Source organism: Nitrospira sp. Nam74 (assembly GCF_965152615.1).
Map to the genome: position 1 here is coordinate 529,009 of NZ_OZ224220.1, position 26,718 is coordinate 555,726.

The following is a 26,718-nucleotide window of genomic DNA, read 5'->3' on the forward strand; positions in this document are numbered from 1 at the left end:
CCGCTGAAGGCCTACCGTTTAACAGCTCATCTGAACAAGGAACCAACCTATGAGTGAAGCCGTTGGATCATTGAAAGCGCTTCGAGCGACCGACCCGGCTGTCTATGCCGCCATTCGAGCCGAGGAAAAACGTCAGCGAGAAAAGCTGCTGCTCATTGCTTCTGAGAACTTTGCCAGTTCTGCGGTCTTAGCGGCGCAGGGTTGCCTGATGACAAATAAGTATGCCGAAGGCTATCCCGGCCGGCGTTATTATGGCGGCTGTCAATTCGTCGACACGGTGGAAGATCTGGCGATTCAACGCGCGAAGCAAATCTTTGGCGCCGAACATGTGAACGTGCAACCCCATTCAGGCTCGCAAGCCAATATGGCGGCCTATCTCTCGGTTCTCAAGCCGGGCGATGTCATTCTCGGTATGGACCTTGCGCAGGGCGGCCATTTGACTCATGGCAGCAAAGTTAATTTTTCAGGCATCCTGTTCCAGGCCTTTAGCTATGGTGTCGATCCCCAGACGGAAGTCATCGACTATGACGCTGTCCAGCGACAAGCCGAAGAGTGCCGTCCCCGGATGATCGTTGTCGGTGCCAGCGCCTATGCCAGGACGCTGGATTTTCCACGATTCCAGGCCATTGCCAAATCCGTCGGCGCCTACCTCATGGTGGACATCGCACATATTGCCGGGCTCATCGCTGCCGGGTTACATCCGAATCCCATTCCCTACGCGGATTTCGTCACGACCACGACCCATAAGACTCTCCGCGGTCCTCGGGGGGGGATTATCATGTGCAAGGCGGAACACCAAAAGGCCGTTGACAAGATTATCTTTCCGGGTCTACAGGGCGGTCCGCTCATGCATGTCATCGCCGCAAAAGCAGTCGCACTCAGTGAAGCGCTGTCTCCGGCATTCAAGGCCTACCAGCAGCAGGTGTTGGCCAATGCCCGAGCGCTTGCTGCCGGACTCATCGAACGCGGCTACAAAGTCGTTTCAGGCGGGACGGATACGCATTTGATGCTGGTGAATCTTTCATCCAAAAATGTGACGGGCAAAGAAGCCGAGACTGCGCTTGATGCGGCGGGCATCACTGTCAACAAAAATGCCGTACCGTTCGACGAGAAGCCGCCAGCCGTCGCGAGTGGCATCCGGCTAGGCACGCCGATTGTCTCGACGCGCGGCATGCAAGAAAAAGAAATGGCTGAGATTGTGGCGCTGCTCGACCGGGTGCTCCAAAAACCGCAAGACAAGCGGGCGCAACGCGAGGTCCGCCAACAGGCCAAAGCCCTCTGCAAACGATTCCCGATGTTTCATACCTACGACGCGTCGCCTACATGACCGGGGGCCTGTGGTGAAATGTCCCTTCTGCGATGACTTAGAAGACAAAGTCGTGGATTCACGTATGGCGAAGGAAGGCCAAGTCATCCGCCGCCGGCGTGAATGCCTCTCCTGCAAACGCCGATACACGACATACGAACGCGTGGAAGAAAGCCTCCCGATGGTCGTGAAGAAGGACGGACGCCGGGAGCCTTTCGATCGCCTGAAGATTCTGGCGGGCATCACAAAGGCCTGTGAAAAGCGGCCGATCAGTGTCTCGACGATCGAAGCGGTTACCGATCGGATCGAAAAACGGATTCAGGAGATGGGCGAGACGGAGCTGTCGAGCAATGCCATCGGGGAAGAAGTGATGAGGGAATTGCACAATATCGATCAAGTAGCGTATGTGCGATTCGCCTCGGTCTATCGCGAGTTCAAAGATATCGATCAGTTTATGGATGAACTCAAAGTCCTGGCACGGGAACGACGAGAGAAATAAGGCTGCTTCCTGTCATTCCGCTTCGATACCGTCCCTCCTATCTCCGTCATGGCCCCTATGGTATCTTCTCGTATCGCTTCTACCGAGCAAACCACGGGTGTCATCATGCCGGCGTCGAAAACTTCAGTCAAAAAAACTCCTGCCTTAAAAAAACAAGCGCCTCCCGCGTCGACGATGGTGGCCATCATCGGGGCGGGCCGCGGCGGTACCGCCTTAATCGAAATTTTTGCCCAGGACCCGCTGGTACAAATCGTGGGCATTGCCGAAGTGAATCCAAAGGCCCCAGGGGTCAAGCTGGCCAAACGTCTCAAGATTCCCATCATGCGCAGCTATCATGACCTGCTCGCGATCGAAAATGTGGACCTCATCATTGACGTTTCAGGCAATCCCAGTGTCGAGCATGCTTTGGAAGATTTTCATCGCATGGGAGTGACGATTATCGGCGGGGCCAGTGCGAAATTCATGTGGCAGTTGATCGAGGCGCGTATTCGGGCGACCGGCGAGATCGAAAAGACGCTGAATAAATACCAATCCCTATACCGGCTTTACGTGAAAGAGTCCGGGGCGGCCGTCACGGAAGAGCGGACGCGCATTGCCTGCGAGATTCACGACGGCCTGGTGCAGAGCCTGGCCGGGGTCAATTTCAAGTTGGATCTCTGCGAGCAACTCATGCTGAAAGACCCACTTGCCTGCCAGGCTATGGTTCGGCAAACACGCGGCGAATTGAAACTCGCCATCCAGGAAGCGCGACAGGTCATCTTTAACCTTCGTCCGCTTCACTACGATCAGCTTGAATTGATTCCGGCTCTCACGAATTACCTCAAGTCGTATGAGACGCAGTCCCATATTAAAACCGAATTCGCCGTGACGGGCGATGAGAAGACGATGCCGCCGAGAACGAAGATATTTCTCTTCCGCATCTTGCAAGAAGCGTTGAGTAATGTGGAGAAGCATGCCAAGGCCGACCTCATCAACGTACACCTGGAGATTGACCGTGACATGCTGACCGCCACCGTGACGGACAACGGCATCGGATTTGATGTCGAAGCCGTCTCGCGCAATCCGGAGAAGTGGGACCATTTCGGACTTCGCGGGATCGTGGAGCGCGCACGACTCGTCGGAGGGCAGGCCAAAATTGAATCGAAAAAAGGACGAGGCACCAAGATCGTGATGCACGTCCCGCTCAAGAAGGAGGCCGGGCGCAATGGAACGAATTAAGGTGCTGATTGTAGACGATCACCGGGTGGTCCGTGAAGGACTCTCTGCAATTTTGCAGAGCAAGGAAAATATTCAGGTGCTTGGTGAGGCGCAAGATGGCCAGGAGGCGGTCGAAAAGGCTCGGTCCTTGCTGCCGGATGTCATCCTCATGGACGTCAGCATGCCGAAAATGACCGGGGTGGAAGCGACCCGCATCATCAAGCGGGAATTCCCCCACATTGGAATTATCGCGCTCACCATGTATGAAGAACAGCAGTACATTTTCGATCTGGTCCGCGGAGGGGCGACCGGTTACTTGTTGAAAGACTCCGACTCTGACCAAATCGTGAGGGCGATCCAATCGGTCTATCGCGGAGAGTCCCTCATCCATCCCGCCGTGGCCAGTAAAATTCTCGCCGAATTTTCTCTGCTGGCCCAGAAAAAGGGGAAGAAATCCGGATGGGTCGAGCACGATCTTACCGAACGAGAGATCACCGTGCTTCGCCTCGTGGCCGATGGCAAGACGAATAAGGAGATTGCCAACAACCTGGATCTGAGCGAGAAAACCGTCAAAAATCACGTCCGCAATATTTTCCACAAGCTGCAAGTTTACGATCGTACTCAAGCGGCGATCCTGGCCATTCGCAAGGGCCTTATCGAGCTTGATCCAAGACCATAGAATGAATGATTCAAGACAAATTAAGGAAACTCGGCTGAAATTAGGGAAACTTTTCCTCTCCGTTGCCTCACTCCTTAAGAGTATGACGATGACGTAAGAAGAGCCTTTCCCCAAACCGTCGTCGTAAAATCCTCTTATTTGGTAACTGCCTGGCAGATTCCAATTGTAGACAAAAATCTACTGACGTTTTGAACGCCTCTTAGATCGCTTGAACGAGAGTCGCCCATGGGCCAATGAATCATTAGCCGCAAAAGTGCGATGGGTGAGGTATCAATAGTTGAGTGTAGAATTTCTGCTCCTCTCCGAGGACCATCAAGTACGGCTAGGACGGTTACTCCATCATCACGTTCAGCTCTCAGGATGTCGACCAACGCTTGAACCGTGAGCGGCGCATTTCCCTCTGGCCGATTGTTGAGCAACATAGGTCGCCCGCTCTTCAGCTACAGCCTGCTTCACGAGAGCAATGGTGTCGGCCCGCATATCGGGCAACTCCCGACGAATCGTGGTTATATGGCTCGGCTCGCTTGACGCTGCTTCATAGAATATTCCCAATGGTGTGAGGAGACGCAGGACCAGAAATCGAGCGGTAAACGTGTTGCCGAGCTTGCAATGCTGATGGGCCAGCGGCGGCATAGGCGTCCAGTCATTATAGAGGTGCTCGGCCCGTGAGCAGTTAGAATGCCCTTGTACTATCACGTCAGGATGAGACGGTTGCGGACTTCAATGGCATAGCGATAGTTTGTAAGTTGGTTGCAAACAATAATACTATGTCGTCACTGCTACCATGCTGCTTGAACTTCAGAGATAACCGTTAAGGCTGATTCCTCTGAAGGCGCTGAGCCTTTTGTAAAACTGACACGATATTCGTATGCCCTAACATTTCTGCAATGTCCGTAGGACTTTTCCGATACCATCTCGGCTCTCTGAACAGAGCGCCCCGTTGTAGGAGAAGCGATATGGTTGCGGAATCTCCATTAAATGCTGCGGCATGCAGTGCCGTCCACCCTGTCAAGTCTTGCGCATCGATATCGGCACCGGCATCCAAAAGAGCGGCGACGGTTTCGACATGCCCCGAGCTGCTGGCGAGTATAAGGGGACGGGTTCCTACAATGGGGAAGGCTTCATTGGCATTATGACCATCCTCCAAAAGCTGTCGTATGCGTGCTGTATCACCTGAGGAGGCAGCACGTAAGAGTGGGACTGCACAAGCAGAGAAGCTGCTGAACAGCACAATTCCTCTGAATACGTGGCTCATGATCTTCAGCCATCTATTTAATCCGGCAACGGGCATTGGAGCATCCGATTAAGTTACATGCCGATGTTAAAAGGGATAGTCGATCCCGACAAAGACGTTTGCCCCATCACGCCCGTAGGCTAAGTCGAACCGGCCCACGACATTGGGCTTGGCCAGCAATCGAATACCAACTCCTGGATTGAGTTGAACGTCCTTGAATAATAAATCAACCAGCTTCACTTCACGGGGTCCTACTCTCCCTATATCGAGAAAAGGAGCAATTTCAAGTTGGATGTCATGGCCGAAGATTCGTTTTTCTAGAAAAGCGATGCGTTCTTCGAGATTCGCCAAAACAGCATAGTAATCAATGTATCGGTTGCGGCCGAAGGCGCGAAGAGTATCCTCTCCGCCGAGCGTAGACTGCTCGTAAAAAGGCACGCCCAAGCTTGTGGCCGCCTTCTCAATTTGACCGAACACGCCGTTGAACATCACGCGAGAGACGAACACCATCCGATCTGACGCATGCGGAATGAGGTGGCGGGCGTCTACGTTTACATGTCCCCATTGGTTTTCGTCGTTCGGCTGTAAGTTCTGATTGAACTCGGCCAGAATATTTACATATGTGCCCTTTGTCGGGATTAGTTGGTTATTTCTGGTGTCGTAGCGAAATGTCAAGCCATGTCCCAAGACTTGCGCGCCCTGAATACCCGGAATGCCGGGAAAGATTTGTTTTGTGGGCGCGAGAGACGTCACCACTCCATCATCCACTCGTACAATACGCAAGCGTTCGGTGAACATGAGTGAAATATCCGGCGTCAGATTGATGCCGGCCGTCAGCTTCGTACCAAGCTCGCGCGACGTGAAATTTGTTTCCGCACCTTCTGAAGCTTCGTTGCCGAAGCCGAAGAATCTCGCAAAAGGGTTTTTGAACGCGGTAAGGTCGGCTGCGAGGATGTATCGTCCACCCCCGGCCGCCACGTTCTTGTAGCCCAGGTCCACACCCTCGTTGATTTTTTGCGAGTACCAGACTATGGCGTGGTACTGTTCGTTGTCGGATGGATAGGAAAAATAACTTAGATTGCCGCCGTGTCCGACGAGTGGATTAAACAAGTACTGGGGAGCCCAGATGTCTTCGATGCTTCCCTTTGAATTGGCTTTTAGGATGGGCGCCAGGGCTCCAACCCAGTACCGTTCATTGCGATTGTAAGCCAGGACGGGAAGCGGAATTACGGTGGTGCCGGATTTGGCCGGAAGCGATTTGAGTGCATGTTCTTCCCCCGATGCTTGGTCCTCGATCAGTTCTTTCGGTGTGCCCTTGTCTTTCGCTTCTTTATCTCCGGTAGATGCGTTAGAGTTTTTTGTTTGCGTCGGAGCATACGCCGGCTCTGCACATGCCAGGCTCGGCGCGAGCAAAAGCAGTTGCATCACCAAGATCGATGCCCAATAGATCAGCACCAAGCTATCTAGTTCTCGTCGTATTGGCCGAAATGAGGAGTTAACCGGCCGCAACGGACCGTGAGAATGTAATGGATAGGAGAGAATCACACGAGTTGTCGAGAGGTCAATGCAGAAGAGGTCGAATAACGCACTTTACTCGAGAAGCCCGTTCACTATTTGGAGGAAAATCCGACGGCGACTGCCGGGTCGTTATGAGGCAACATGATCCTCTCCCGAAACCAAATGCGATTCTCTTCAAGAAGGATATTTGATGCCAAATACAAACCGAGCAATGTCCGGCAATCGCTAGACTTCGCTGCTGCCTTACACGACATCCCATCCTTTAAGTGGCCAGCCAGATCAGTCCGATCGAACATCTCTTTTGGGAACGAATACAGCAAAATGCCTTCTCTGCTGACGAGACCAATGAGGTCATCATACACGCTGGTCAGATAAGCCGTATTGTTTTCGAGGCAGTCTCGCACTAATAAGCAGCTTAGATCGTGGCCCACAAACGGCGCAATGGGTCGACTCAAACCGATGATGGATAGGACGGTAGGCGCCACGTCCACCTGGCTGGCAATTGTGCCGATAGCTCTGGGCTGGACCCCCTCCTGATTTCTCCATGCCTCATCCACCCAGATGAACAACGGAGCCAAGAAATGTCCGACTCGTTGTTCCTCATCGTTCGGCTCCAAAGATTCATGGCGGCCATGATCACCTAGCACGATCATCAGAGTATTCTTGAGCAAGCCCTCGCGTTGCAATTCGGTGACAAAGCGTTCAAATTCCACGTCAAAATAGCGCAGCGCCGCCAAGTATGGATCTGTGCCGCGCTTCAACGCTTGAACGTCCGGATGATTGACCGGAAAGATAAATGGATGATGCATGCTTAACGTGAGCGTGGCCAGGAAGACGGGCTGTCCTAGATTCTGTCCTTCTCTCAGACGTTGCTGGATGAAATCGAAAATTGCCGAATCCGTGACTCCAAGTCCCATCCGTTCAGCCTGTGCAGGAAAATCATTGATGTCGTAGAAATGGTCGATCCCATTGCGGGTAAAAAATCTCCTGAGATTGTTGATCGAACCGCCTTGTCCGACTACCATTTCGCTTCGATAACCCATCTCCCGAAGTACCGACGGAAGGCACAAGAAATCCTGAGATGAGCGGGTCTTTATAGCTGCGGCCCCATGCCGGGGGAAATACGAGCACATGGTGGCGAGGAGCCCTCGCGAAGTCTGAACGCCATTTGCGAAGAAATTGTCGAAGTACAGGCTGTCTTGCTTCAACTTATCGAGAAACGGGGTCACTCGGACGGGATGATCGAACGCAACCGTCCGATTGAGGTAACGACGGTCTAGCCCTTCTACAAAAATAATGAGCACATTCATGGGTTCACGAACCCGGAACGTTGACGGACCGGCAGCCGCGCGTGCGAATGGATAGACGGGATTGGAAAACTCGGCATGATGGTCGAAGTAGCGCTGAGAGAGGGAAAGCGCCTCTTCGAGTGAGACAACGTCAGGCGATAGCCTCGGCACCCATTTCCATTGATGGAAGACAGCATCCCGCAACGGACCTTTTAAAGACAGGATAGGATTTTCTGCGATCGTAAAATAAGCGGGTGGCCCTACCCAATGTAGACTCGAGATATTGGGGGAAGAACTGCCTATGACTCCTATGACCAGGACTGCGCCAAAAATGCCTTTTACAATGAACGGACTTGCATGTCTTACATGCCGATGAAAAAAGGTCCACCACCCCAGAATACCAATGGCCTCCAGCAACAAGAACCCGCTGACTAATAATCCCCATCGCTTTGCCTCCTGTAGTTCTCCGGTTGTCTGCTGAACCGCTTGTGACCCGCGTGTTCCCTCGCCGGCAACGTGCCAGAGATCGTCGACATACTCAAAGAACACAAAATCGAGATGGTGGTGACTGAAGCGGTAGTAACCTAGGTCGATGGTCATAAGGACCAGGAGACAAATCGCCATTGCAGACAACGATGCCGTGAACGACTTGATGTACACTGTGCCTGCCGCAGCGAGAGTCCTCGCTCTTGAAAATGGCAAGACACACACACTGACAAGAATCGCAAGCAGGGCCACGCCACCTAATTCCATCATTGACGCACGGAAATCCTGCCAAAATCCGGCAGCAAACGTTTTTACGACAAGATTCACCGTTGGAGTTCCGAGAGCCGATGACATGGAAAACACAAAGATGCGCTCAAGTTGTTGGGCAACGAGGAACAGGCCCCCCGAGAAAACGACAAGATGCACAAGTGACGTGGGTTCACGTCTAGTGATTTGAGTTTCGCGTTGAGTGTCCGACAGATTCACGGCCTACCCGGTTGAGTATTGTGCCGCGATGAGCGCGTCAATACGATGCAGTTCGACACTACATGACTCGTCTCGCATTCATGGGATCGATACCAATCCGACACCCAGACAGACCAGCATGATTCCGGCCCATCGATTAGCGGAGATCGTTTCCCCCAGAATAAATTTGGCCGCTAACGTTCCCACCACATAGACCATCCCCGTCGCGGGAAATACAAAACTTAAATCAGCCCAGGACAGAACAATGAGAAAACCAGCGAAACGTATGGCCGCGCACGCGATGCTGATCAGAACGTGACGATTGGACAGCGCCTTCCCCGCGAAGAGCACTAAGGCCGCGGGATCACGGAGGGACACTTCCCCAATCTGTCTCATGCCCTTCGTCAAGAAGAGGTCGGTCGCCGCATCCGTCACCACCATGATCGCGATCACAACAGCCGTCATCATCATCGGATCTCTTGCCGCAATTTAACTGGCTCATTCGCGACCGCAAATGTTCTTGGCGAGGATCTTAGGACCAGAACGACGCCGATGGAAATCAACACTGCACCGAGCCAGCGCGTGGGGGAGACCGTCTCCTGCAAGAAATATTTCGCGAACGCGACATTCACGACGACTTCGGAGGACACCAAGGGCAGCGCAAAGCTCAGATCCGCACGAGACAGCGTGGTGGCAAACAGGACGAAACTGACTATCACAAACGCGAGACCGAAGAGAATCGACGGACTGCAGCAGAGCAGAAAAACCATCAGCCAATCGCCGGTGACGACCGGATACAGCGTCGCCACCGATTTCATGCCCTGACTCAGGAGCACATTACCGATCGCCTGACTCACGACCGCCATCCCGAGCAAGGCGATAATCTTGTTTCGCTCAGCGCTCTGTAGCAATGTCGGACATCCCTCTGCAGGAGGTTCTATGAATTCAGGCTCCCGAGAGGTCATGGCTCTCGGTTCTGACAAACCGCTTTCGTTGCGCCCGCACCTTAAAAAATTCTATCGCCTCAACATACAGACGATGCCTCTCATGGCTATCGAAAATCGCTCGCCGAAGAATGCGGAAGATGACGCGCGGCCGAAAGTAAAATCGATCGTAGAACTGCTGCACCGCCTGCATGATCTCTTTTCTACTCAGGCCTGGATACTCAAACACCGGAAGTTGATGACCTCCCGCGTCCGTCATCACATCGTCGACAGCATAATTGTGCTTCCTGAGGTAGGCGTCGAACTCGGTCCCGGGATAGGGATGGGACATGGACACTTGAATCGTGTCAGGGTCAAGCTCCATGGCCAATCGTATCGTCTGCTCAATGGTGTCCTTTGTCTCGCCAGGCAAGCCCACTTGGAAATCACCCTGCACGACGATCCCCAGTTCCTTGCAGTGTTTCATGAAGCGCCGAGCCTGCTGAACGGTCGCTCCCTTTTTAATGTTCTTTAAAATTTCATCGTTGCCAGATTCGAATCCCACGATCAGAAGGCGACATCCCGCCTCTTTCATAGCCCTGAGCGTCTCGTAGGCCACTGTCACCCTGGCATTGCACGACCACGTAAACTTTAACGGCTTAAGGGCCTTGCACAACTCGATGGTCCGGTCTTTGGCCCAAGGCAGGGTATCATCATCGAAAAAGATTTCCTTCGATTGCGGGAAATACTCCAGACACCGCCGGACTTCTTGCACGACGTTCGGAATGCTTCGAGTGCGCCACGGATGGCCGCTCGTCGTCTGCGGCCAGAGGCAGAACGTGCACAATGCCGGGCATCCCCGCGACGTGTAAAAGGATACATACGGATATTTCAAGAATGGAATCGTATACCGTGTCATGTCCAAGTCACGCTTGTAGACATCCACGGCAAAGGGCAAGGCGTCGAGATTTTCAATAGAGGGCCGGTCCGGATTATGAATGATATGTCCGTTCTGCCGGTACGTGACGCCAGCGATTTTGTCCAAACGTATCCCCGAAGCATACTCGGCCAACGGATAGTCAAATTCGCGGCGCACCACGAAATCGATCGCCGAAGAAGCTTTGAGGCTCTGTTCCGGCTGAATCGTGACATGAGGGCCGACAAAGGCGATGGTGATGGCGGGATTCATGTCCTTCACCATTTGAGCCAGGCGCACATCGCTCTTAAACCCTGGTGTCGTGGTAAAGAGAGCAAGGAATTCGTAATCTTTGGCAATCGAGACGGTTTCTTGCGGGCTAAGACCATGAGATGGCCCATCGACCAGCCGGCTTTCTTTGATCATGCCGGCGGGATAGGAGAGCCAGACTGGATACCAGAACGATGGAATTTCCCGAGTCGCGGGATATCGAGAACCAGCACCGCCATCGAATCCCTCGAAGGAAGGCGGATTAAGCAGCAGCGTTTTCATCACAGCCTCCTTTGTCGAAGCCAAAGCAATCCCACTTGAAACGGTACGTGTTCGGATGAACTCGTGTCGACTTACTTCACATGTTCATAGCTGACTGAACCCAATCGGCTGAGACCCCGAAGCCGCTATCGCTTGTTTCACGAGGTGACTCGTCAGCGCTTCAAACTCCAGCTCATGCCGATACTCGGGCATCGCGCGGTCAAGTTCCGCACATCGCCGGGTCGCGGGGTGACAATAAATCTCGGTGACGCCCCGCGGGAGTCGCCGAAGGATTTGAAGGAGAATTTCGCGGTCTAAATGCCCTGTATCGCTGAGACCAAAGAGAAAGTCGTTGTAGCGGATCCCAGCCCACTTCAGCCTTGTTTTCAGAAGCGCAATCCACGGAAGAAGAAACGCCCAGCCTCCAATCTTGCGAAAAAGCCCTTTTCGCGAAGCGCGCCAAGCCCACACGGGAGGTTCATAGGGAAGTCGCATCGCACGCAATCCAAAATCTTTTCCAATCTTAAGAATAAACTCCAGGATTCCAGGATGAAGATGAAAATGCATGTGTCCGTTCACGTGGTCGAGACGAAGACCGGTATCGTAGAAGGCTTGAAATTGTGCGCGGATTTCCGCTTCTAGCTGTGGACGCAGCTCTCGTTGGAAGAAATATTTCAAGCCGAGAAGGATGGGGTCCGGAAGAAACTCTCCTTGTTCGTCAACAAGGTCTGGGATATGCGATTTGGGGAGCACCGCCAGACCATGTACCAAAACAAGATGCAACCCCACTCGTAATGAAGGCAATCGTTTGGCACGGTCAACGGCGTCTGCGGCCGACTTGGCTCCGACCATAAGACTGGCCGACGTGAGGATGCCGCTCCGATGAGCTTCCTCGATCGCCTCATTCACCGGGACAGCAAGCCCGAAGTCGTCTCCATTGATGATGAGCTTTCGCACAGAGGTGCCTCCCTGGCAACCATGCGTCCATCTTTGGTCAATAGGAACTGTTTGTTACGCCGCACGACAGTCTTCCGCGTAAGACCAAGAAACAATGACACGACACCGAAAATGTCCCGAAAGGGAAGCAGAAGCAACGTCTGGAGACGTTCCCGATCTCCGAGGCCATATTTCATTATTCCGGCAGCCGTTGACAGGCGCAGTGCGACCGCTCCACCAAGCACAAATAGTCCCAGTGGATCGGCGAGTCGCAGGCCCGCAAAGAGGATCGCGAAGGGAACAGGGCGAAGAATTAATGTTGAGAACAGGGCGATGGGTCTGACGGTGCAGGAGTTCTGATCCCAATAGACTTGGTGATTCCACCACTGGGAGGGAGTTTTTAGATCCACGGTGCATTCGATCACATAGGGAGCAACGGCCGGCTTTTTGCCTTGTTCCCATATGCGGCGCCCCAGTTCATAGTCTTCGACAAAATAGTCTGCCAGACTTTCTAGTCCTCCGATTTGCTGCAAGCTTGAACGTCGAAAGGCGAGAGATGCGCCGATGCAGAATTTTGCCGTCTTGGTGATGTAGGCAAAGACCGTATCTGGGAAAAAGCAGGCATTCATCGTAAGCAGTTCCATTTTTTCAAACCACGACGCCGCTGATGTCGCTTTAAAAAACGTACACACGAAGCCTACCTCTGGATTGCCAAGTGGAGCCACAATCGCCTTGAGATAATCCGATTTTGTATACACATCGCTGTCGCTGATGACCAAGACCTCATGTTTCGCATAGGTCAAGCCACCGAGGAGATTATTGATCTTGCCGTTGGCTCCCACCTCTCGTTCCTCGATAACGACGTTGACCAGATCAGAGCTCAATTCTGCTTTGAGCTGTTTCAATAGAGGAATTGCAGGATCGTTCTTATTTTGCACACAAAAGATCACTTGGTATTGCGGGTAGTCTTGCAGGCAGATGCTGCGGAGATTTTTTTCAAGGTCCTTCTCCAATCCGTGTACAGGTTTCAAAATGGATACGGCCGGCCAGCCGCCGCGGGGAACTTGAGGAGATAGAAAAAGACCGCAAGTGAAAAATGACCACACACATCAGACACACGACATAGTAGATAGACCCAACAATGACTGGGACTAGAGACGCCGATTGGATGAAATCATACGAGTTCATCGCGTGGCACCAGGCGTTATAGGCCGAACCATGGAATCTGCTGCCAGAACCGAACGATGTAGAGCTTTCGTACAGCTTTCGTTTCGATTGACAGCACTCCATTAACCCCTAATTACCTCATGCGGCTGATTCTTTCTTTTGCTCTTTCATTATTCTTCCTGGGGCCCGTTGTCTTTAGCTGATTTTAAGGGCCATGTTGCGCCCTGTCGGGGTTCCGCTTTGAAAGTCAAAACCTTGATGAAGCATCGAATCGTTGTCAGAAAAGACTGTTAACCGTAGCGCTTTCTCAAATAAGAGAAGCCCCAGGTGACATTTCGAGGTCGCGGGCTCGAAACTGAAGACTCAGGAGAGGGGACAAGCAGGCGGAGGACGGGATACCAGCGATGCCGAAGTCAGATAGAGAGTCGGACAGGGCGCGGAACTTGAGAGATTAACCGGAACGTCGGAAAGAGGTGACGAATCACGGTATTCAGCGATAACAACACTGTTCGTGATATCGAAGGCAGGTCCTTGATTATCGATCTGTTCGAAGTCTTCGGTCTCGATAACAATTTCCTGAGCATAGTGACTGGGAGTGAGATCACCGAGAAAGGCGACATCGAGAATATACGGAATAGCAATAAAGGCTAATCCCAAAACAAGGGTGTCAGTCCACCGACGACTCCGCCGGGAATGCTGCCATGATCTTTTCAGAAATATCTTCACAAGAAATATGTCACAACATTGTGTTAACGGGAGTGCCCACGACCCCACGTGTATATAGATAAAATATAAAAACCTTATAATCGGTTAAAGGATACAAGTGACTGTAGGGCCGATAGCGATTTCACTATCGGCAAGGAGCTAACGAATTGTGCGACTCTGCCACCGCGGCTGAATCTAAGGCTCAATGATTGATGTAGACTCGGGGTCTAGGGTGCCCCAATGCCCATCCCCGGGTCCGCCTTACAAGGCAGTGGTGCAGGCCGGAACATGCAGTCGGAAGGTCAGCGGGTGAAGAACATCGAATGCCGCGGAGCGCTCTCGACGCAATTATCGGCCAGGTGTTCTCATAAGGCCCATCCTGATGTCGCCGCTTTTTGTCCCCCGGCTTTGGATCTGGACGCCGTCACGAAGTCGCATGTCAAGTGCGTTGTGGGGCGAAGATCGGCACAATACCCTAAATAGAGTGGAAGATGCTCGCCATTTTAAAAATGCCACACCAGCCCACCGATGATATTCTCCGCTTGGAAGGCCGAGGTGTGCTGACCTGATGCGAACTGAAAGTCGGACATGAGATGCTTAAACTCTGCCAAGACCCCAATGTGATCTGTAAACGTCACCTGAATCCCAACCATCAAGCTTCCCAGAATATTCGTGGAATTGACGGGGCCGAAGCCGGTCTCGCTGGCTGAAAAGTGTACCCCTCCAACCCCTCCTCCGATATACGGCTTCAGATAGGTGCCAGGGTAGCGCATCACGAGGTTTAAGGTCCCGCCCAGCATGCCCAGTCCGGTATGCGGGACCGTCGCGACCACAGACGCCCCGGTCACCGTGTTCATCCCGGTCATTGTTTGCGGTTGGAATGATGGATGCGCATAAAACACATCCGCTTCCAGCCCCACCCATTTGTCATCAAACAGCCCGCCGGCGAGAAAATAGTTGCCGAACTTCAGACCGCCAATCGCACCATTTGAAAACGTGAAATCCGAAAAGAACTGAGTATGGACGGTCCCACTGAGCTGACGAAACCCCGTGTCCTGCGGCATGGTGACGCCACCATAGGCACCAAGATACCATTCGGCCTCCACCGGACGAAGTTGTGGCGCTAGGGACCACAAGCCAAGAAGAGCGACTGTAAGGTGGAGTCGATGATGAGGGCACCGCGGCAGACTTCTTGTGAAAAGCCTTATGACGGCCAGAAGCCGGACCCGAACGACCATAACGTCGCCCATAGCTCCCCATCGCCAATGAGATAGGGCCAATCATGCCGATTTTGCGGATATGCGCTTTACCGTTCGTACGATGCTAGGTCAAGCATTTTCCCACAGGCCGGCTAAGTAACTCGCCATATAGTCAGGCGAAATGACTTGGGTAGTCAAAGTGTTAAGAGCCAGGTTGCATAAAAGAAACTCGATGCAGAAGTGGCCGAGACGGAAGAGGTAAGTCAGCACTTGGGCTACACTTCGTCATCAGAGGAGGGAGGAACGATGAAAGGATTGGCGCTTGGCGATTTCTGATGGCAGGAGTGAAGATGGATGCGTGGTGTAATCGTGGTGGAATATTATTGCTTTCGAAATGGAAAAGTTTCCTTAAATCTTGGAATACAGCAAATGAAGCGATGCCGTTTCATGGGTCTGTGCAAGGGATGCCTCGTGCTGATTGCGCGCCTCATCGATGCAGCAACGGATTTGCAAAATGCATCTCCTGCATCGTCATTGGCAGGGCGTGGGCTGACTGCCCCATTCTGCCTTAACTGTGAAAGCTAGAACTTAATCTGCTATGTCAAAGGTCAAGGTCCCTGAGAAGCCCTCCCAATCTGCTATTCGTGATCGGAACGCCGACCACAGGTCATCAATTCGAGGGATATCGATGAGAAGAAGGAGCATACTGACAGACGCCCCGTCACTGCCGACGAGGCAGATAAAGTCACGCTCCTTCCGTCCTCTGAATCCACAGTTGGCTTCTCGGCGCCATGGACTTACGCAGGGTACGGCTGCCGGAGGATCACCACGCGTCTGGCGTGCAGGAGCAGACGACGGGCCACAGCGACCACAGCGCGCTTCGCACCTGTTCGTAGTTTCAATCGGTCATAAATGGATCGCATCCCGGGATCTTTTGTGAGAAACCGCCACGCGGCTTCTATGAGCGTCCCGCGGAGCGCATTTTTGCCGGACCGGGTAATGCGGCCCATACGGACCTTGTCCGCACTGGAGTGCTGTGAGGGCGTCAGCCCAACATACGCCGCCAATTGATCGCCGTGCCTGAATCGGTGCAGGTCGCCTAATTCTAACAGCAACTCCATCGCCGCAATGAGACCAATGCCCGGAATGGTTCGGAGCCATTGAACCTGCGATCGATAGCGGTCCGTTTCTGCGAGTGATCGGAGCAATTTGGTCTGCTTGACGATCTGACCCGTGAGGAATTCGTACTCCTCTAAGAGCCGTTGAAAACTGTCCTGCAACCACGCGGTAGAGAACCGGAGACGCTGTAAGTTCTGTAGGTAAATACGGGTCCATGGCCCTGTGGGCTCAGGAAGCTCAATGCCGTAGAATCGGAGTTCCGCTTTAATGCGATTTTGCGTGCGAACACGATCGCCAATGAGCTGGCGGCGCCGCCGAATGACCTGTCGGTGCATCCGACCCTCTTCGTCTGGTACCCAGACCTGCTTCAGCAGCCCCTTCGCTAACAGCAGGGCCAGTTTTCGGCTATCCTTCCGATCGGTTTTCACTCGATTGCCCGCCTCCTGAGGAATCAAGCTGGGCGGCGTGACGATACAGGTGGCGCCCACCGCCACCAGCCGATCGTGAAGCCAGTACCCAAAATATCCCGCCTCGTAGACGACGTGCAGCACGGCACGGCGGTAACGACTGAGGAGGGCCTGCAACGCATCCCATCGACCGGGAATCGTGCCGTGGAAGAGTTCTACCTCCGTTGTTCTGACCGTGACATGCCAATTCTTTCGGTGAAGATCAATGCCAACAAAGAGCACTTGCCCCACGTCCTGCTGCTTTTTCTTGGTCGCCATAGAAGCCTCCATCATAATGAGTAGAACGAAGACTTCCAGGAAGTACTGATCCTTCTCACTGCAGGCAATACTCTCTCCAGAGCATAGTGACTGACAGTCAGATAGAGTCCTCGCCTTCAAGAAAGGAGCGAGGACGATGACCACGGAGCAGAAGATCATCAAGACCAAGGTGGGTGTATTGGAACTGGCGAAGCAACTGGGCAACGTCTCCAAGGCCTGCCAGCTGATGGGGTATAGCCGAGATAGCTTCTACCGGTTCAAAGAACTGTACGAGACGGGCGGTGAGGCGGCGTTACAAGAGATCTCCCGGCAGAAACCGCTACTCAAGAATCGCGTCGCCCCGGAGGTGGAGCAGGCCATCGTCCAGATAGCAATTGACCAACCCGCGTGGGGCCAAGTCCGCGTCGCGAACGAACTGCGCCAGCAGGCCCTGACGATTTCACCGGCCGGCGTCCGGGGTATCTGGCTGCGGCATGACCTGGAGACCACGCGGAAACGCCTGAAGGCGTTGGAGGCCAAGGTCGCCCAAGACGGGCGGGTGCTGACGGAAGCCCAGGTGGTGGCCTTGGAGAGGGCAAAGGCGGACAAAGAAGCCCATGGGGAATTTGAGAGCGAATGTCCCGGCTACTGTGGCGCGCAAGACACGTTCTATGTCGGGACCCTCAAGGGCGTGGGCCGGATCTATCAACAGACCTTCATCGACACGTACAGCAAGGTGGGCTTTGCGAAGCTGTACGACCGCAAGACACCGGTGATGGCGGCGGAACTGCTAAATGACCGGGTCTTGCCGTTCTTTGAGCAGCACGACATTCCGCTGAATCGGGTCCTTACCGATCGCGGCACGGAGTATTGTGGCGCACCCGAACGCCATGAGTATGAACTGTACCTGGCAGTGGAGAACATCGATCATACGCGGACTAAGACCCGGCATCCTCAGACCAACGGGATCTGCGAACGGTTCCACAAGACCATGTTGAACGAGTTCTACCGTGTGGTGTTCCGGAAGAAGATCTATCGGACGCTCGACGAACTCCAGGCAGATTTGGACGTGTGGCTGCGGGAGTATAACGAACAGCGGTCCCATCAAGGCCGCTGGTGCTACGGCAAAACGCCGATGCAAACGTTTGGGGACAGTGTGCCGCTGGCGAAGGAGAAGATGTTAGCAGCCTAAACCCGGTGAGGACTTGCTGTCTGTCCGATGAAGTCTTGAGCTATACACCTTAACAGATAAGCCGTCTTGCCACACTGTTTGCTGGCCATTGCTCCTCCGGGAACGCTCCCGCCAAATTAGTAATTCTTAGCTATACTTCATTCGACAGGACTATGAACCGGCTCGTACTCATGGAGAAAACTCGAATTGGTTATGTCCAATGCCCATATCAAATCCTACTCACCGCTTGTCCCTCTTGATGAAGCTTTGAAGCCGCCTCGGGAGACGATTCTGTTAGTGGACGATCATCCATCCATCCGAAAGCTCCTGGGATCTATCTTGAAGAGTGAGGGATATGCGGTTTTAGAAGCCAAAGATGGCCCGCAAGCATTGAAGCTATGTCAGCATCATGGAGACAAAATCCATCTGCTGCTGACCGACATCGTCATGCCTCAGATGAATGGCCATATGCTTGCAGAACAAGTCGTCATACTGCGTCCGGGCATAAAGATTCTCTATATGTCCGGCTACGTCCAGCCCCAGGCCTTCAGGCGGCTCCGCTCCCAGGGTGACGATCACTTTCTCAAGAAACCGTGCGACATTCGAGAGGTGTCGCGCAAGGTCAGGGCGCTTCTGGATCATGGCGCGTCATCTTCAGCCTAACGATTCCATTAGTCCTCTTTTGAGAACTGGAACGACCTAGCTTAAGTTCCAGGGCGTGGCTTCGCATACACCACGAAGATCGTCATGGCTAACATTGACATGGCGGCTCCGAACCAGAATGGTGCAGCGGGACCAATATGATCCCAGAGCAAACCTGCCGCGATGCTGGCCGGTAAAATAGCCAATCCTACGACCATATGGTACAGGCCAAAGCCGGTGGCTTTTCGACCGTCCGGTATCAATGTCGCGAGGTAGGCTCGGTGCACGCCGTCGGTCAACCCCATATAGCATCCATAGAGCACAAATAAGCCGGCCATGTGCCACGGTGCGGTGGAGAGCGCGGCTGCGGCATAGGTACATCCGAACATTCCAAAGCCGGCCACGATGATCGTCCGACTCCCGAGCCGATCCGCCATCAATCCGGCCGGGATCGAGATCAAGGCATACACTGCGTTGAAGGCTAAGTACGCGGCAGAAATCCACCCGCCACTCATCCCCACCTGTTCGGCTTTTAAAATAAGAAAGGCATTACTGGAATTGCCGAGCGAGAAGAGACCGATGACGACGATGAAGGTGATAAAGCCTGTATCGAACTCTTTCAGAGACATCATGAATGGCGCACGAACTGTTGGGGCGTGACCGTCTGCGGAGATGAAGAAGACAATCAGTAAGATGGCGATGATCCCAGGCAGGATCGCAAGCCAGAAAACCATCCGATAATCGCCCGGCCATATCAAGAGTAACAGGAGCGCAAGAGCTGGTCCAACCACCGCTCCGGCGGTATCCATTGCGCGATGAAAACCGAACGCGGATCCGAGCCGTTCGGGCGGAGTGGAGAGCGCGATGATGGCATCCCGAGGCGCCGTCCGAACCCCTTTCCCAACACGGTCAGTCATTCGGCCGGTTAAGACCATTCCCCATCCGCCTGCGAGCGCGAGGAGTGGACGAGACGCCGTGGAAATGCCGTAGCCCACTCCCATCAGCATTTTGTTCTTGCCAAAGCGATCAGCGAGTGCGCCGGACCACAATTTCAGGATACTTGCCGTCGATTCGGCCAGCCCCTCAATCAAACCGATGGTTGATTTATTGACGCCGAGGGTAGACGAGAGAAAGAGAGGGATGAGCGGGTAGACCATCTCGGAACTGACATCCATGAAAAAACTGACCCACCCGGTCACCCATACGTTACGAGGGATATGCCGAATCATCGCGGACGGTCAGAGTTCAAGAATGTCGGGAATCGCACAGGCATGAGGGTAATAGCCGAACTGGCGCGCTCAAAACATTCGCTCGGCAAGGCCGCAGGGAGTGAGGGCTATGAGGCGTAACTATCTCACCCGCCCACCCCAAGCGCGCCAAGACGCGCTCCTTCCCGACGGTACGTCGAGTGGCCCGAACGAGAACGAAGCTGACGGATGTTTTCAGCGGACTAGCCATAGCGATCTTCATCCCAGGGGAATGCCGTATTCGAATAGCCGCGCACTTCCCAGTAGCCCTTACGATCGTCTTCTAGAAACAGAATCTCCTTGATCCACTTCGCGCCTTTCCATGCGTACCGTTTGGGCACGATAAGTCGCACCGGTCCGCCATGCTCAACAGGGAGCGGTTGTCCATTCCACATCCGTACCAATAGAACGTCGGTATCATCACAGGCTTCCAATGGGAGGTTGGTGGTGTAGTTGTCATACGAGGTAAAGTGGACGAAGCGAGCCTCAGGACGAAGCTTCGCCGTTTGCATGATGTGCCGAAAGCTCACGCCTTCCCAGGCATTATCGAACGTGCTCCAGGTCGTCACGCAATGGAAGTCCGAGACGTCGTGTACTTGCGGTTGTGCTAAAAACTGGTCCCACGTCCACGTGAAAGGAGTGTCTACCAGCCCATTGACAGAGAGACGCCAGTCGGTCAGTGGAATTGCCGGATGGATACCGAGATCCAGTACCGGCCATCCCTTGGTGAGATGTTGACCCGGCGGAAGGCGATTCCCACGCGGCCGTCGATCTTGAACCGCCCCTTCTTCGAACGATAGGCCTCGCCTCGCTTTGGCCCATTCTTCTTTCCGAGCAATGAGTTTTTCGTTGAGTTCATCCATGGCGACTCCTTCGCCTTGCGGATTCACGGTTCAGGAATATGATTTCGATTCTGCATAATGGATACATCGTTCTGGCAACGAAGACTGATTCGATCCTCAGAACAGGTTGCCGGACTACTTGTCTTAAGTATACCGGCTTGGTACAGCTTCCGCCCATTCGTTCACTTCCATACGATCACCATTCCACTCAGGAGGACGACATGCGAATACTCTTCATTGCACCTCTACTAGTTATGTTTGTGGGATGTCAAACGAGCCCATCAGGACATTGGACACAGGCTGGGAAAACGGATCAAGACGCGCAAGCCGACTATGCCCATTGCGAGAAAGTGTCGATGCAGGAGGCGAATGGCATGAGGAGCACCGATGTATTCAAAGAAGACATCATCAAAGAAGTCTGCATGAAGCGAATGGGATATCAGTATGTGCAGATTAAGTAATCCTTTCATTGAGATGTTTCCCCTGGCTGAGGTACGGACTCGGATGGAATGGCTCGTAAAGCCAGCCCGGTGATTCATACATATCTTTCCCGACGAAGGTATAAGGCGGCCTTCTGCCAAAAAGCACTTGGTGCCATTTATTATCCCGGCTGAACGGTAAATCGCATCGTTCCCATCAGGCTGATTTCATTCACACGCCAGCCGACATGAACTTCCACTTTATATTGTCCTGGCTTCCAGCCGCCGGGTGGGGCATCCAGCTTGACGTATCCTGACTCATCCTCCAGGGCAATCAACATCACGTCCTGGGCGATGAGCTTGGTCGGATCCAAGTCAGCTACCCGCTCCGGATAGCACAAGCCGAATACCTGAAAGGACTCCAGATGCTGGTGAAGTTTGAAAACCATAAACACCGACGCATCCGGGCGAAAGACATCCGTGGGATTCACCGGCACGATATCGTTGGCACGATGGTAGCCAAGCTCGTCTTCGAAGCCTTCGGCAAATTGAATGGACTGGAACAGACCTTGAGGAGCGGCATCGAAGTTATACGGCTTGGCTTCGTTGGAGATCTGAAATTCAGGGATCGGCACGTTCCGCGTGATGGGCGGCTCTTCAGCCAGACTCGTGCCTGACGGACATAAACCGGCGATGATGAGAAGCACCGCAGCTCGTACTATGATGGCCGGCAAGTACATCCCACTCTGATTGTTACACGGACCTTCCCGGTACTGTCAACGAGGAGCGTGCGGTCGTGATCTTCTACCGGAATGGCCGCCAAGAGCGGTTGCGGCGTCTCTTGAGCTTTTGTTACACTCCCTCGTATGTCAACGACCACCTTCAATAATCCAGATGCCTTGCCGCAACTCATTGGTGAATTTCGCCCTGTCGATGAGTGGCAGGCTCATATCAATGATATCTTCTATGGACTGCGCGGCGGTCGACTCCGCGAGTTCTCTCAAACATTTGCTGCGGCGGATTATCGGATGGCCCACGCCCTTGCGGCGGATTATTACGATCGCGTGCGAAAACGCGATCAGGCAAAAGATCAGAGTCAACCGGCGAGTGGTCACTCGGACAGCCTCATCATTCATGAATGGGGTTGCGGAAACGGCAATCTCGCCGCCTGTTTTCTGACACACCTCAAAGCGGTCGATAAGAACGGCCAGGTCTATCCGAGAGTCCGCTATGTGTTGGTGGATACACAGGAGGCTGCTCTCAGCTCCGCGATGGCCCATCCGGATCTCGTCCAGCATCAGGACCGTATCGAGTCCTTGTGTGCACATATCGAAAACCTCAGCACCGTGAAGGAGGGCTCGGTTGACCGCATAATATGCAATGAACTGTGGAACGACCTGCCGACGAAGCTCATGCTTCGAAAGGATGGTGACGTCGAGGAAGAATTCCTCAGGCCGAACCTGAGCGAAGCTCGGCACGCTGAAATCGCGGACTGGTCAGGATTCGTCCATGCCTTCGACGCGAAGGACATCAAAGCGCTTGAGGCATTCCCGGCCTTTCTCGAGGACATTGTCTGGGAAAAAGAATATCGCAAGTCGGATTGGAAACTCATTCCCTACCGAAAGACCATCACCGAATTTCTCAAGAAGATCGACGATCACGTCTTGGTACCGGTGAATCTAGGCGCGTATGCCTCGATAAAAGAGGCCAAGCGACTGTTGGCGCCGGGCGCTATTGGGTACAGCAGCTTCGATGCTGGGACGTCCGATCTCGATGTACTCAATGACCCTGAGAAGCCCTGTTATGGACAGTTCGGCGGACAGTACAGTTTCATGGTGAACTTTACCTTAGCCGAGATGGTGGCCAAGCATCTTGGAATGAAAGTGTCCGAGATCGAACCGCAAAAAGAATATGTCGGCCGTTGTCTTACGACGAATGTGATGAGTCTGATGGACCTGCTTGCCACTCACCCGCGTTGCCATGCCTTGAAAGGGTGGGAGCAAGACCGGCTTATTTTGCAGACCATTCGCGCTGTGAATGAGGCCTACTGGAGTCCGTATCAACGCAGCATCGAATTTCCTCTCTCAGGAGAGATCGCGAAGGAAAATCGTGAGACGCTTGAGTCGATCTTGCAGTCCTTGAAGCGCGATGGGATTCCCGATACGATTGCCTATCTCACGGAAGAAGAATTGACGACCGCCCTGCAAGATCTGGAAGCGATTGGCTACGATCGTGACACCATTCAGTCTGCGCTTCAGGCTCCAGCTCAGAATGTGGATTATTACCACCATTTCATGAAGCCATAGCGGCAATTCGCAGAACCGTCTATTTTCTAAAGAAATTTCTTGACTCGACTGGACTTTTTTAGTACGGTGCTCGAGGTTTTAGCGTGCCTTACCCCTTTCGGATTATATCGAAAGGCTAATCGACCAGGGTTATTTGTACACTCGCCCTGGATGACGTAGAGGGAACATGTTCGGTTCATTTGGTTGGATGGAACTTTTGCTGATCTTGATCATCGTGCTGATTATTTTCGGCGCGGGGAAGATCCCCCAATTGGGTGAAGGTTTAGGGAAGGCCATCAAAGGATTTAAAAAATCAGTAAACGAAGCAGATGCCGTCGATGTGACACCGACGGAGGAGCACACGGCGCAAACCCAGCAGATTCCTCAGGCCGGGCAACCGCAGCCCGGTGTCCAGACCCAGGCGCAGCCACACGCCGCGCCGACCGACCAACCCAAACACGGATGAATTGCAGAACGGGGTTTATTCGAGATGTTCGGCTTGGGTGCGGGAGAAATTCTCATCATTTTGGTCATTGCCTTCCTACTGTTTGGTCCCAAACAACTTCCAGAAGTCGGGCGACAAGTCGGCAAGGCCGTCAGGGGGTTCAAGGAAACTGCCGACGATCTTCGCAAATCTGTCGAGCCGGAGATTAATTTGATTCAGCAGGAAGTCAAAATGGTAGAACAGGACTTCCAAGCCTCGATGAAAGAAGCTGAGCAGGAGATCGAGAACATTACCAAGAGTCCGGAATCAGTGTCGGATGCCAATGCGCCGAAGGGTTGATGATCAATTTTCATAAAACTTAGATATAATTACGACGTTTAGCTAGGGCACACGAAGCGTCGAAAGGGGGTGACGGATCGTCACATGAAGTCAACGCCGAGGCATCGGCACAATGCCTCAGCACGATTCAATATATAGGACGACCTCTTCATAGTGGAAGCGGTTGGAGTCACAAGGGTCGTCGGTGGTCGAGCACGGAAGCCATCGGCAGATCGTTATCCAATCAACAGGAGGAACGCTATGAGAAGCATTCAAGGACGAAGAGGGTGGCTTCGCCACTCGATCGCCTTCGCGGCGGCCGTAGTCGTCGCCGCAGTTCAGTTCTTCAGCTCACCAGTCTTCGCCGCCTACGAACTACCACCGGGCGAACGTATTACGAACCTTCCCGCGATCCCGCGGAACATGCCTCAAAAAGAAGCCTACGAAAACTACGATCCGGTGATCGGCCGGAATTTCGATCTTAAGAATCTCTGGATCCGCGGCGACATGCGCGTGAGACCGGAATGGCGGAACGGCGTCTGCTTCGGCGGATCGCCGGTTAATGGGTTTGGCGGTTGTAATGCCGGGGTTCGAGGGTCGGGGACTGGCGGTCAAGGGCCAGGTGCGAACAATTCTTTCGTCCAGCAATGGGCTCGTTTGGGTATCGGCTATGATCTCTCGCCAGATGTCAATTTCTACGTCGAGCTGATTTACTCCCATGACTGGGGTACCACTGCGAACCCGGCGAATGCTGGCCAGGCTGGTGGGCCAGCCTTGAACAACAATTGCGGACAGGCTGGCGCAAACGGTGCTGCTGGTTGTGGACTTGGCGTTCGTGCGGCCTATATGCTCGTCAGAAATCTCGGCGACGTGCAGGGTCTGAGTTTAAAGGCGGGCCGCCAATATTTAGTGTTCGGAAATCACTCCTTGCTTGGTCACTTTGATTGGGCGAACACCGGCTTCTCCCATGACGGGTTCATGTTAAATTACAGCGGCAACAAAAACATCGAAACGTGGTTGGGGTGGTTTCGAGAGGCCGACTTGAACATCGGCGAAGCCGCGTCGACTGGCAGTTTCAATAACTGCGGTGGAGTTGCAAATGTCGCCTGCCAATCCAAGCAACAGGCGCAAATGGTAGTTTTTTACAATCAGATCAAGTCGATCCCTGGTTTTTTAATTGAGCCACACTATATTCTGTGGCAGAGCGGCCTGGCCTCTGCAACAGGAGCCGGACCAGGCCTTGCCGCTGCAGCGACATCGAACGTAGGTGTCTGGGTACCAAAGTCCGCAAATCAGGTTCGGCATACCATCGGTAATCGGACCGAAATGCGGAAAGGCAACTTCGACTTTATTAATGAACTCGAATATCAGTTTGGAACAATGGCGTCAGGGCAAGCCGTCGGAACCAATGGTGCCACCACTCAGGATGTACATATCAATGCCTGGGCCACTCGAAACTGGTTGGGATATACGCACTACCAGTCCAAGTGGAAGCCGCGCTTTGCGGTCGGTTTTGACTACGCGTCTGGAGATGGGAATGCGAACTGTAACGCTCCGGTTGTTGCAGGCACCGGCGCCGCCAATTATCGTTGCACTACCGGCAACACTTTTGAAAACTTGTATCCGACGAACCACATCCACATGGGTTATATGGATGTGATGGCATGGAAAAACATGCTCACGCCTTCGGCCAATATCCAGTTCCGTCCATCGGCGCGCGACCACTTTGAGATCTGGTACAACAATTTCAATCTCGCCAGTGCGCGAGACAACTGGTACCGTGGTTCGCAGACCGTCTATGTCTTCTCGAAGAGCAACAACACCGCAAAGCACATCGGCGACGAAGTGGACTTCACATGGACACGTATGTTCGCCGATGGCAAAGTGGCCTTGCAGACGACCTATGGCTACATGTGGACGGGTGACTACATCAAGCAGAACCTTGGCAACAGTTCCAATCAGCAGTGGGCGTATGTGTCACTCTGGGTGAATTTCTAAGCTACAGAAAGGAGATTTGACTATGGGTAACAAGTTGATGATTCTTGCTGTAGCGGCGGTTGCTGGATTTATCAGCGTGCCGTTTTCAGCTCAAGCCGATGAGGCGACGTCGTTGACGAACCAAGCCATTATCGAATTGACCGATCCACCCGCTTTGGGTGGACGGACGACGGTCGATCCCAACAAGCGTTGGGGATCGGATGTTGGACAGATCGCAAAGGCGACCGCCTTGCTTCAAGAAGCACGAAGCAAATCGAGCGCTGGTGGAGACGCCAATCGTCTCTTAGAAGAGTCCATTGCATATGGACAGGCCAAGCTGCATAAGGAAGCGCGCCTCTCGGCTCAGGGAGCACTCTTTCACCTGTGCAAGGCTGGAGGTGGGGGTGACGGCTGCGATAAGGTTCCGAAGTTCGGTAGCTACGTCGCGCCATAACGGGTAGATAGAAATTCAGGGTCTGGGAATCCCCGCCGAGTATTT

At 53.4% G+C, this 26,718-nt stretch carries 26 protein-coding genes; 12 read left to right on the plus strand and 14 right to left on the minus strand.

The window, feature by feature from the left end; all coding sequences use genetic code 11:
* Positions 1–70: 70 nt before the first annotated feature.
* From ACWHYZ_RS02580 to ACWHYZ_RS02595, 4 genes are all read left to right on the plus strand, one after another.
* On the plus strand, positions 71–1,327 hold the full coding sequence (locus tag ACWHYZ_RS02580; protein WP_447987506.1) for a serine hydroxymethyltransferase: 1,257 nt from the start codon (positions 71–73) through the stop codon (positions 1,325–1,327).
* A 13-nt stretch (positions 1,328–1,340) separates the two neighbouring features.
* Positions 1,341–1,805, plus strand: coding sequence for a transcriptional regulator NrdR (gene nrdR, locus ACWHYZ_RS02585; RefSeq protein WP_447985733.1), 465 nt, complete (start codon positions 1,341–1,343; stop codon positions 1,803–1,805).
* Positions 1,806–1,910: 105 nt separating this feature from the next.
* Positions 1,911–3,023 (plus strand): histidine kinase, encoded by a 1,113-nt coding sequence (locus ACWHYZ_RS02590; RefSeq protein ID WP_447985734.1) that lies wholly within the window; start codon positions 1,911–1,913, stop codon positions 3,021–3,023.
* Complete coding sequence (locus ACWHYZ_RS02595) at positions 3,010–3,681, plus strand: response regulator (RefSeq protein ID WP_447985735.1); 672 nt, start codon at positions 3,010–3,012, stop codon at positions 3,679–3,681. The genes ACWHYZ_RS02590 and ACWHYZ_RS02595 overlap by 14 nt, the downstream gene beginning before the upstream one ends.
* Before the next feature lie 348 nt (positions 3,682–4,029).
* On the opposite strand, the gene ACWHYZ_RS02600 is transcribed toward ACWHYZ_RS02595, so the two are convergent.
* The 11 genes from ACWHYZ_RS02600 to ACWHYZ_RS02650 form a co-directional block, all read right to left on the minus strand.
* Positions 4,030–4,314, minus strand: coding sequence for a hypothetical protein (locus ACWHYZ_RS02600; protein ID WP_447985736.1), 285 nt, complete (start codon positions 4,312–4,314; stop codon positions 4,030–4,032).
* A gap of 178 nt (positions 4,315–4,492) precedes the next feature.
* Positions 4,493–4,972, minus strand: coding sequence for an ankyrin repeat domain-containing protein (locus tag ACWHYZ_RS02605; RefSeq protein ID WP_447985737.1), 480 nt, complete (start codon positions 4,970–4,972; stop codon positions 4,493–4,495).
* A 30-nt stretch (positions 4,973–5,002) separates the two neighbouring features.
* Complete coding sequence (locus ACWHYZ_RS02610; protein ID WP_447985738.1) at positions 5,003–6,340, minus strand: BamA/TamA family outer membrane protein; 1,338 nt, start codon at positions 6,338–6,340, stop codon at positions 5,003–5,005.
* A gap of 185 nt (positions 6,341–6,525) precedes the next feature.
* Positions 6,526–8,562 carry an LTA synthase family protein gene (locus ACWHYZ_RS02615; protein ID WP_447985739.1) on the minus strand — a complete coding sequence of 679 codons (2,037 nt, stop codon included), beginning with the start codon at positions 8,560–8,562 and terminating at the stop codon, positions 6,526–6,528.
* A gap of 210 nt (positions 8,563–8,772) precedes the next feature.
* A complete protein-coding gene (locus ACWHYZ_RS02620; protein ID WP_447985740.1) occupies positions 8,773–9,144 on the minus strand; it encodes an EamA family transporter in 372 nt (123 codons plus the stop codon).
* Positions 9,141–9,638 carry an EamA family transporter gene (locus ACWHYZ_RS02625; RefSeq protein ID WP_447985741.1) on the minus strand — a complete coding sequence of 166 codons (498 nt, stop codon included), beginning with the start codon at positions 9,636–9,638 and terminating at the stop codon, positions 9,141–9,143. The genes ACWHYZ_RS02620 and ACWHYZ_RS02625 overlap by 4 nt, the downstream gene beginning before the upstream one ends.
* On the minus strand, positions 9,619–11,064 hold the full coding sequence (gene hpnJ / locus ACWHYZ_RS02630; RefSeq protein ID WP_447985742.1) for a hopanoid biosynthesis associated radical SAM protein HpnJ: 1,446 nt from the start codon (positions 11,062–11,064) through the stop codon (positions 9,619–9,621). Before hpnJ ends, ACWHYZ_RS02625 begins: the two co-directional genes overlap by 20 nt.
* Positions 11,065–11,148: 84 nt before the next feature.
* Entirely contained in the window at positions 11,149–12,000 is an 852-nt protein-coding gene (gene hpnK, locus ACWHYZ_RS02635; RefSeq protein WP_447985743.1) for a hopanoid biosynthesis-associated protein HpnK, read from the minus strand.
* Positions 11,949–13,010 (minus strand): glycosyltransferase, encoded by a 1,062-nt coding sequence (locus ACWHYZ_RS02640; RefSeq protein ID WP_447985744.1) that lies wholly within the window; start codon positions 13,008–13,010, stop codon positions 11,949–11,951. The genes hpnK and ACWHYZ_RS02640 overlap by 52 nt, the downstream gene beginning before the upstream one ends.
* A 1,344-nt stretch (positions 13,011–14,354) precedes the next feature.
* Positions 14,355–15,101, minus strand: a complete 747-nt coding sequence (locus ACWHYZ_RS02645; protein WP_447985745.1) for an outer membrane beta-barrel protein — start codon at positions 15,099–15,101, stop codon at positions 14,355–14,357.
* A gap of 746 nt (positions 15,102–15,847) precedes the next feature.
* Positions 15,848–16,894, minus strand: coding sequence for an IS110 family transposase (locus ACWHYZ_RS02650; protein ID WP_447982971.1), 1,047 nt, complete (start codon positions 16,892–16,894; stop codon positions 15,848–15,850).
* A gap of 136 nt (positions 16,895–17,030) precedes the next feature.
* Here ACWHYZ_RS02650 and ACWHYZ_RS02655 point away from each other — a divergent pair, with 136 nt between their 5' ends.
* Complete coding sequence (locus ACWHYZ_RS02655; protein WP_447982970.1) at positions 17,031–18,065, plus strand: IS481 family transposase; 1,035 nt, start codon at positions 17,031–17,033, stop codon at positions 18,063–18,065.
* 192 nt (positions 18,066–18,257) lie between these two features.
* Positions 18,258–18,707: a response regulator gene (locus tag ACWHYZ_RS02660; protein ID WP_447985746.1), complete on the plus strand. Its 450-nt coding sequence runs from the start codon at positions 18,258–18,260 to the stop codon at positions 18,705–18,707.
* 41 nt (positions 18,708–18,748) lie between these two features.
* Here ACWHYZ_RS02660 and ACWHYZ_RS02665 read toward each other — a convergent pair whose 3' ends face one another.
* Positions 18,749–19,915 (minus strand): MFS transporter, encoded by a 1,167-nt coding sequence (locus tag ACWHYZ_RS02665; RefSeq protein ID WP_447985747.1) that lies wholly within the window; start codon positions 19,913–19,915, stop codon positions 18,749–18,751.
* A gap of 221 nt (positions 19,916–20,136) precedes the next feature.
* Positions 20,137–20,796 (minus strand): sulfite oxidase-like oxidoreductase, encoded by a 660-nt coding sequence (locus ACWHYZ_RS02670; protein WP_447985748.1) that lies wholly within the window; start codon positions 20,794–20,796, stop codon positions 20,137–20,139.
* A gap of 200 nt (positions 20,797–20,996) precedes the next feature.
* Between ACWHYZ_RS02670 and ACWHYZ_RS02675 the strand changes: the two genes are divergently transcribed.
* Entirely contained in the window at positions 20,997–21,236 is a 240-nt protein-coding gene (locus ACWHYZ_RS02675) for a hypothetical protein (protein WP_447985749.1), read from the plus strand.
* 140 nt (positions 21,237–21,376) lie between these two features.
* On the opposite strand, the gene ACWHYZ_RS02680 is transcribed toward ACWHYZ_RS02675, so the two are convergent.
* Positions 21,377–21,928 (minus strand): hypothetical protein, encoded by a 552-nt coding sequence (locus tag ACWHYZ_RS02680; protein WP_447985750.1) that lies wholly within the window; start codon positions 21,926–21,928, stop codon positions 21,377–21,379.
* A 132-nt stretch (positions 21,929–22,060) separates the two neighbouring features.
* Between ACWHYZ_RS02680 and ACWHYZ_RS02685 the strand changes: the two genes are divergently transcribed.
* From ACWHYZ_RS02685 to ACWHYZ_RS02705, 5 genes are all read left to right on the plus strand, one after another.
* Positions 22,061–23,500, plus strand: a complete 1,440-nt coding sequence (locus ACWHYZ_RS02685) for a class I SAM-dependent methyltransferase (protein WP_447985751.1) — start codon at positions 22,061–22,063, stop codon at positions 23,498–23,500.
* A 166-nt stretch (positions 23,501–23,666) separates the two neighbouring features.
* Positions 23,667–23,945 carry a twin-arginine translocase TatA/TatE family subunit gene (gene tatA, locus ACWHYZ_RS02690; protein ID WP_447985752.1) on the plus strand — a complete coding sequence of 93 codons (279 nt, stop codon included), beginning with the start codon at positions 23,667–23,669 and terminating at the stop codon, positions 23,943–23,945.
* Positions 23,946–23,969: 24 nt separating this feature from the next.
* The gene (gene tatA, locus ACWHYZ_RS02695; RefSeq protein ID WP_447985753.1) at positions 23,970–24,263 is read left to right on the plus strand and encodes a twin-arginine translocase TatA/TatE family subunit; all 294 of its coding nucleotides are present in this window, start codon (positions 23,970–23,972) and stop codon (positions 24,261–24,263) included.
* A gap of 240 nt (positions 24,264–24,503) precedes the next feature.
* On the plus strand, positions 24,504–26,240 hold the full coding sequence (locus ACWHYZ_RS02700; protein ID WP_447985754.1) for an alginate export family protein: 1,737 nt from the start codon (positions 24,504–24,506) through the stop codon (positions 26,238–26,240).
* Between the two features lie 22 nt (positions 26,241–26,262).
* Entirely contained in the window at positions 26,263–26,673 is a 411-nt protein-coding gene (locus ACWHYZ_RS02705; protein WP_447985755.1) for a hypothetical protein, read from the plus strand.
* Positions 26,674–26,718: the final 45 nt, after the last annotated feature.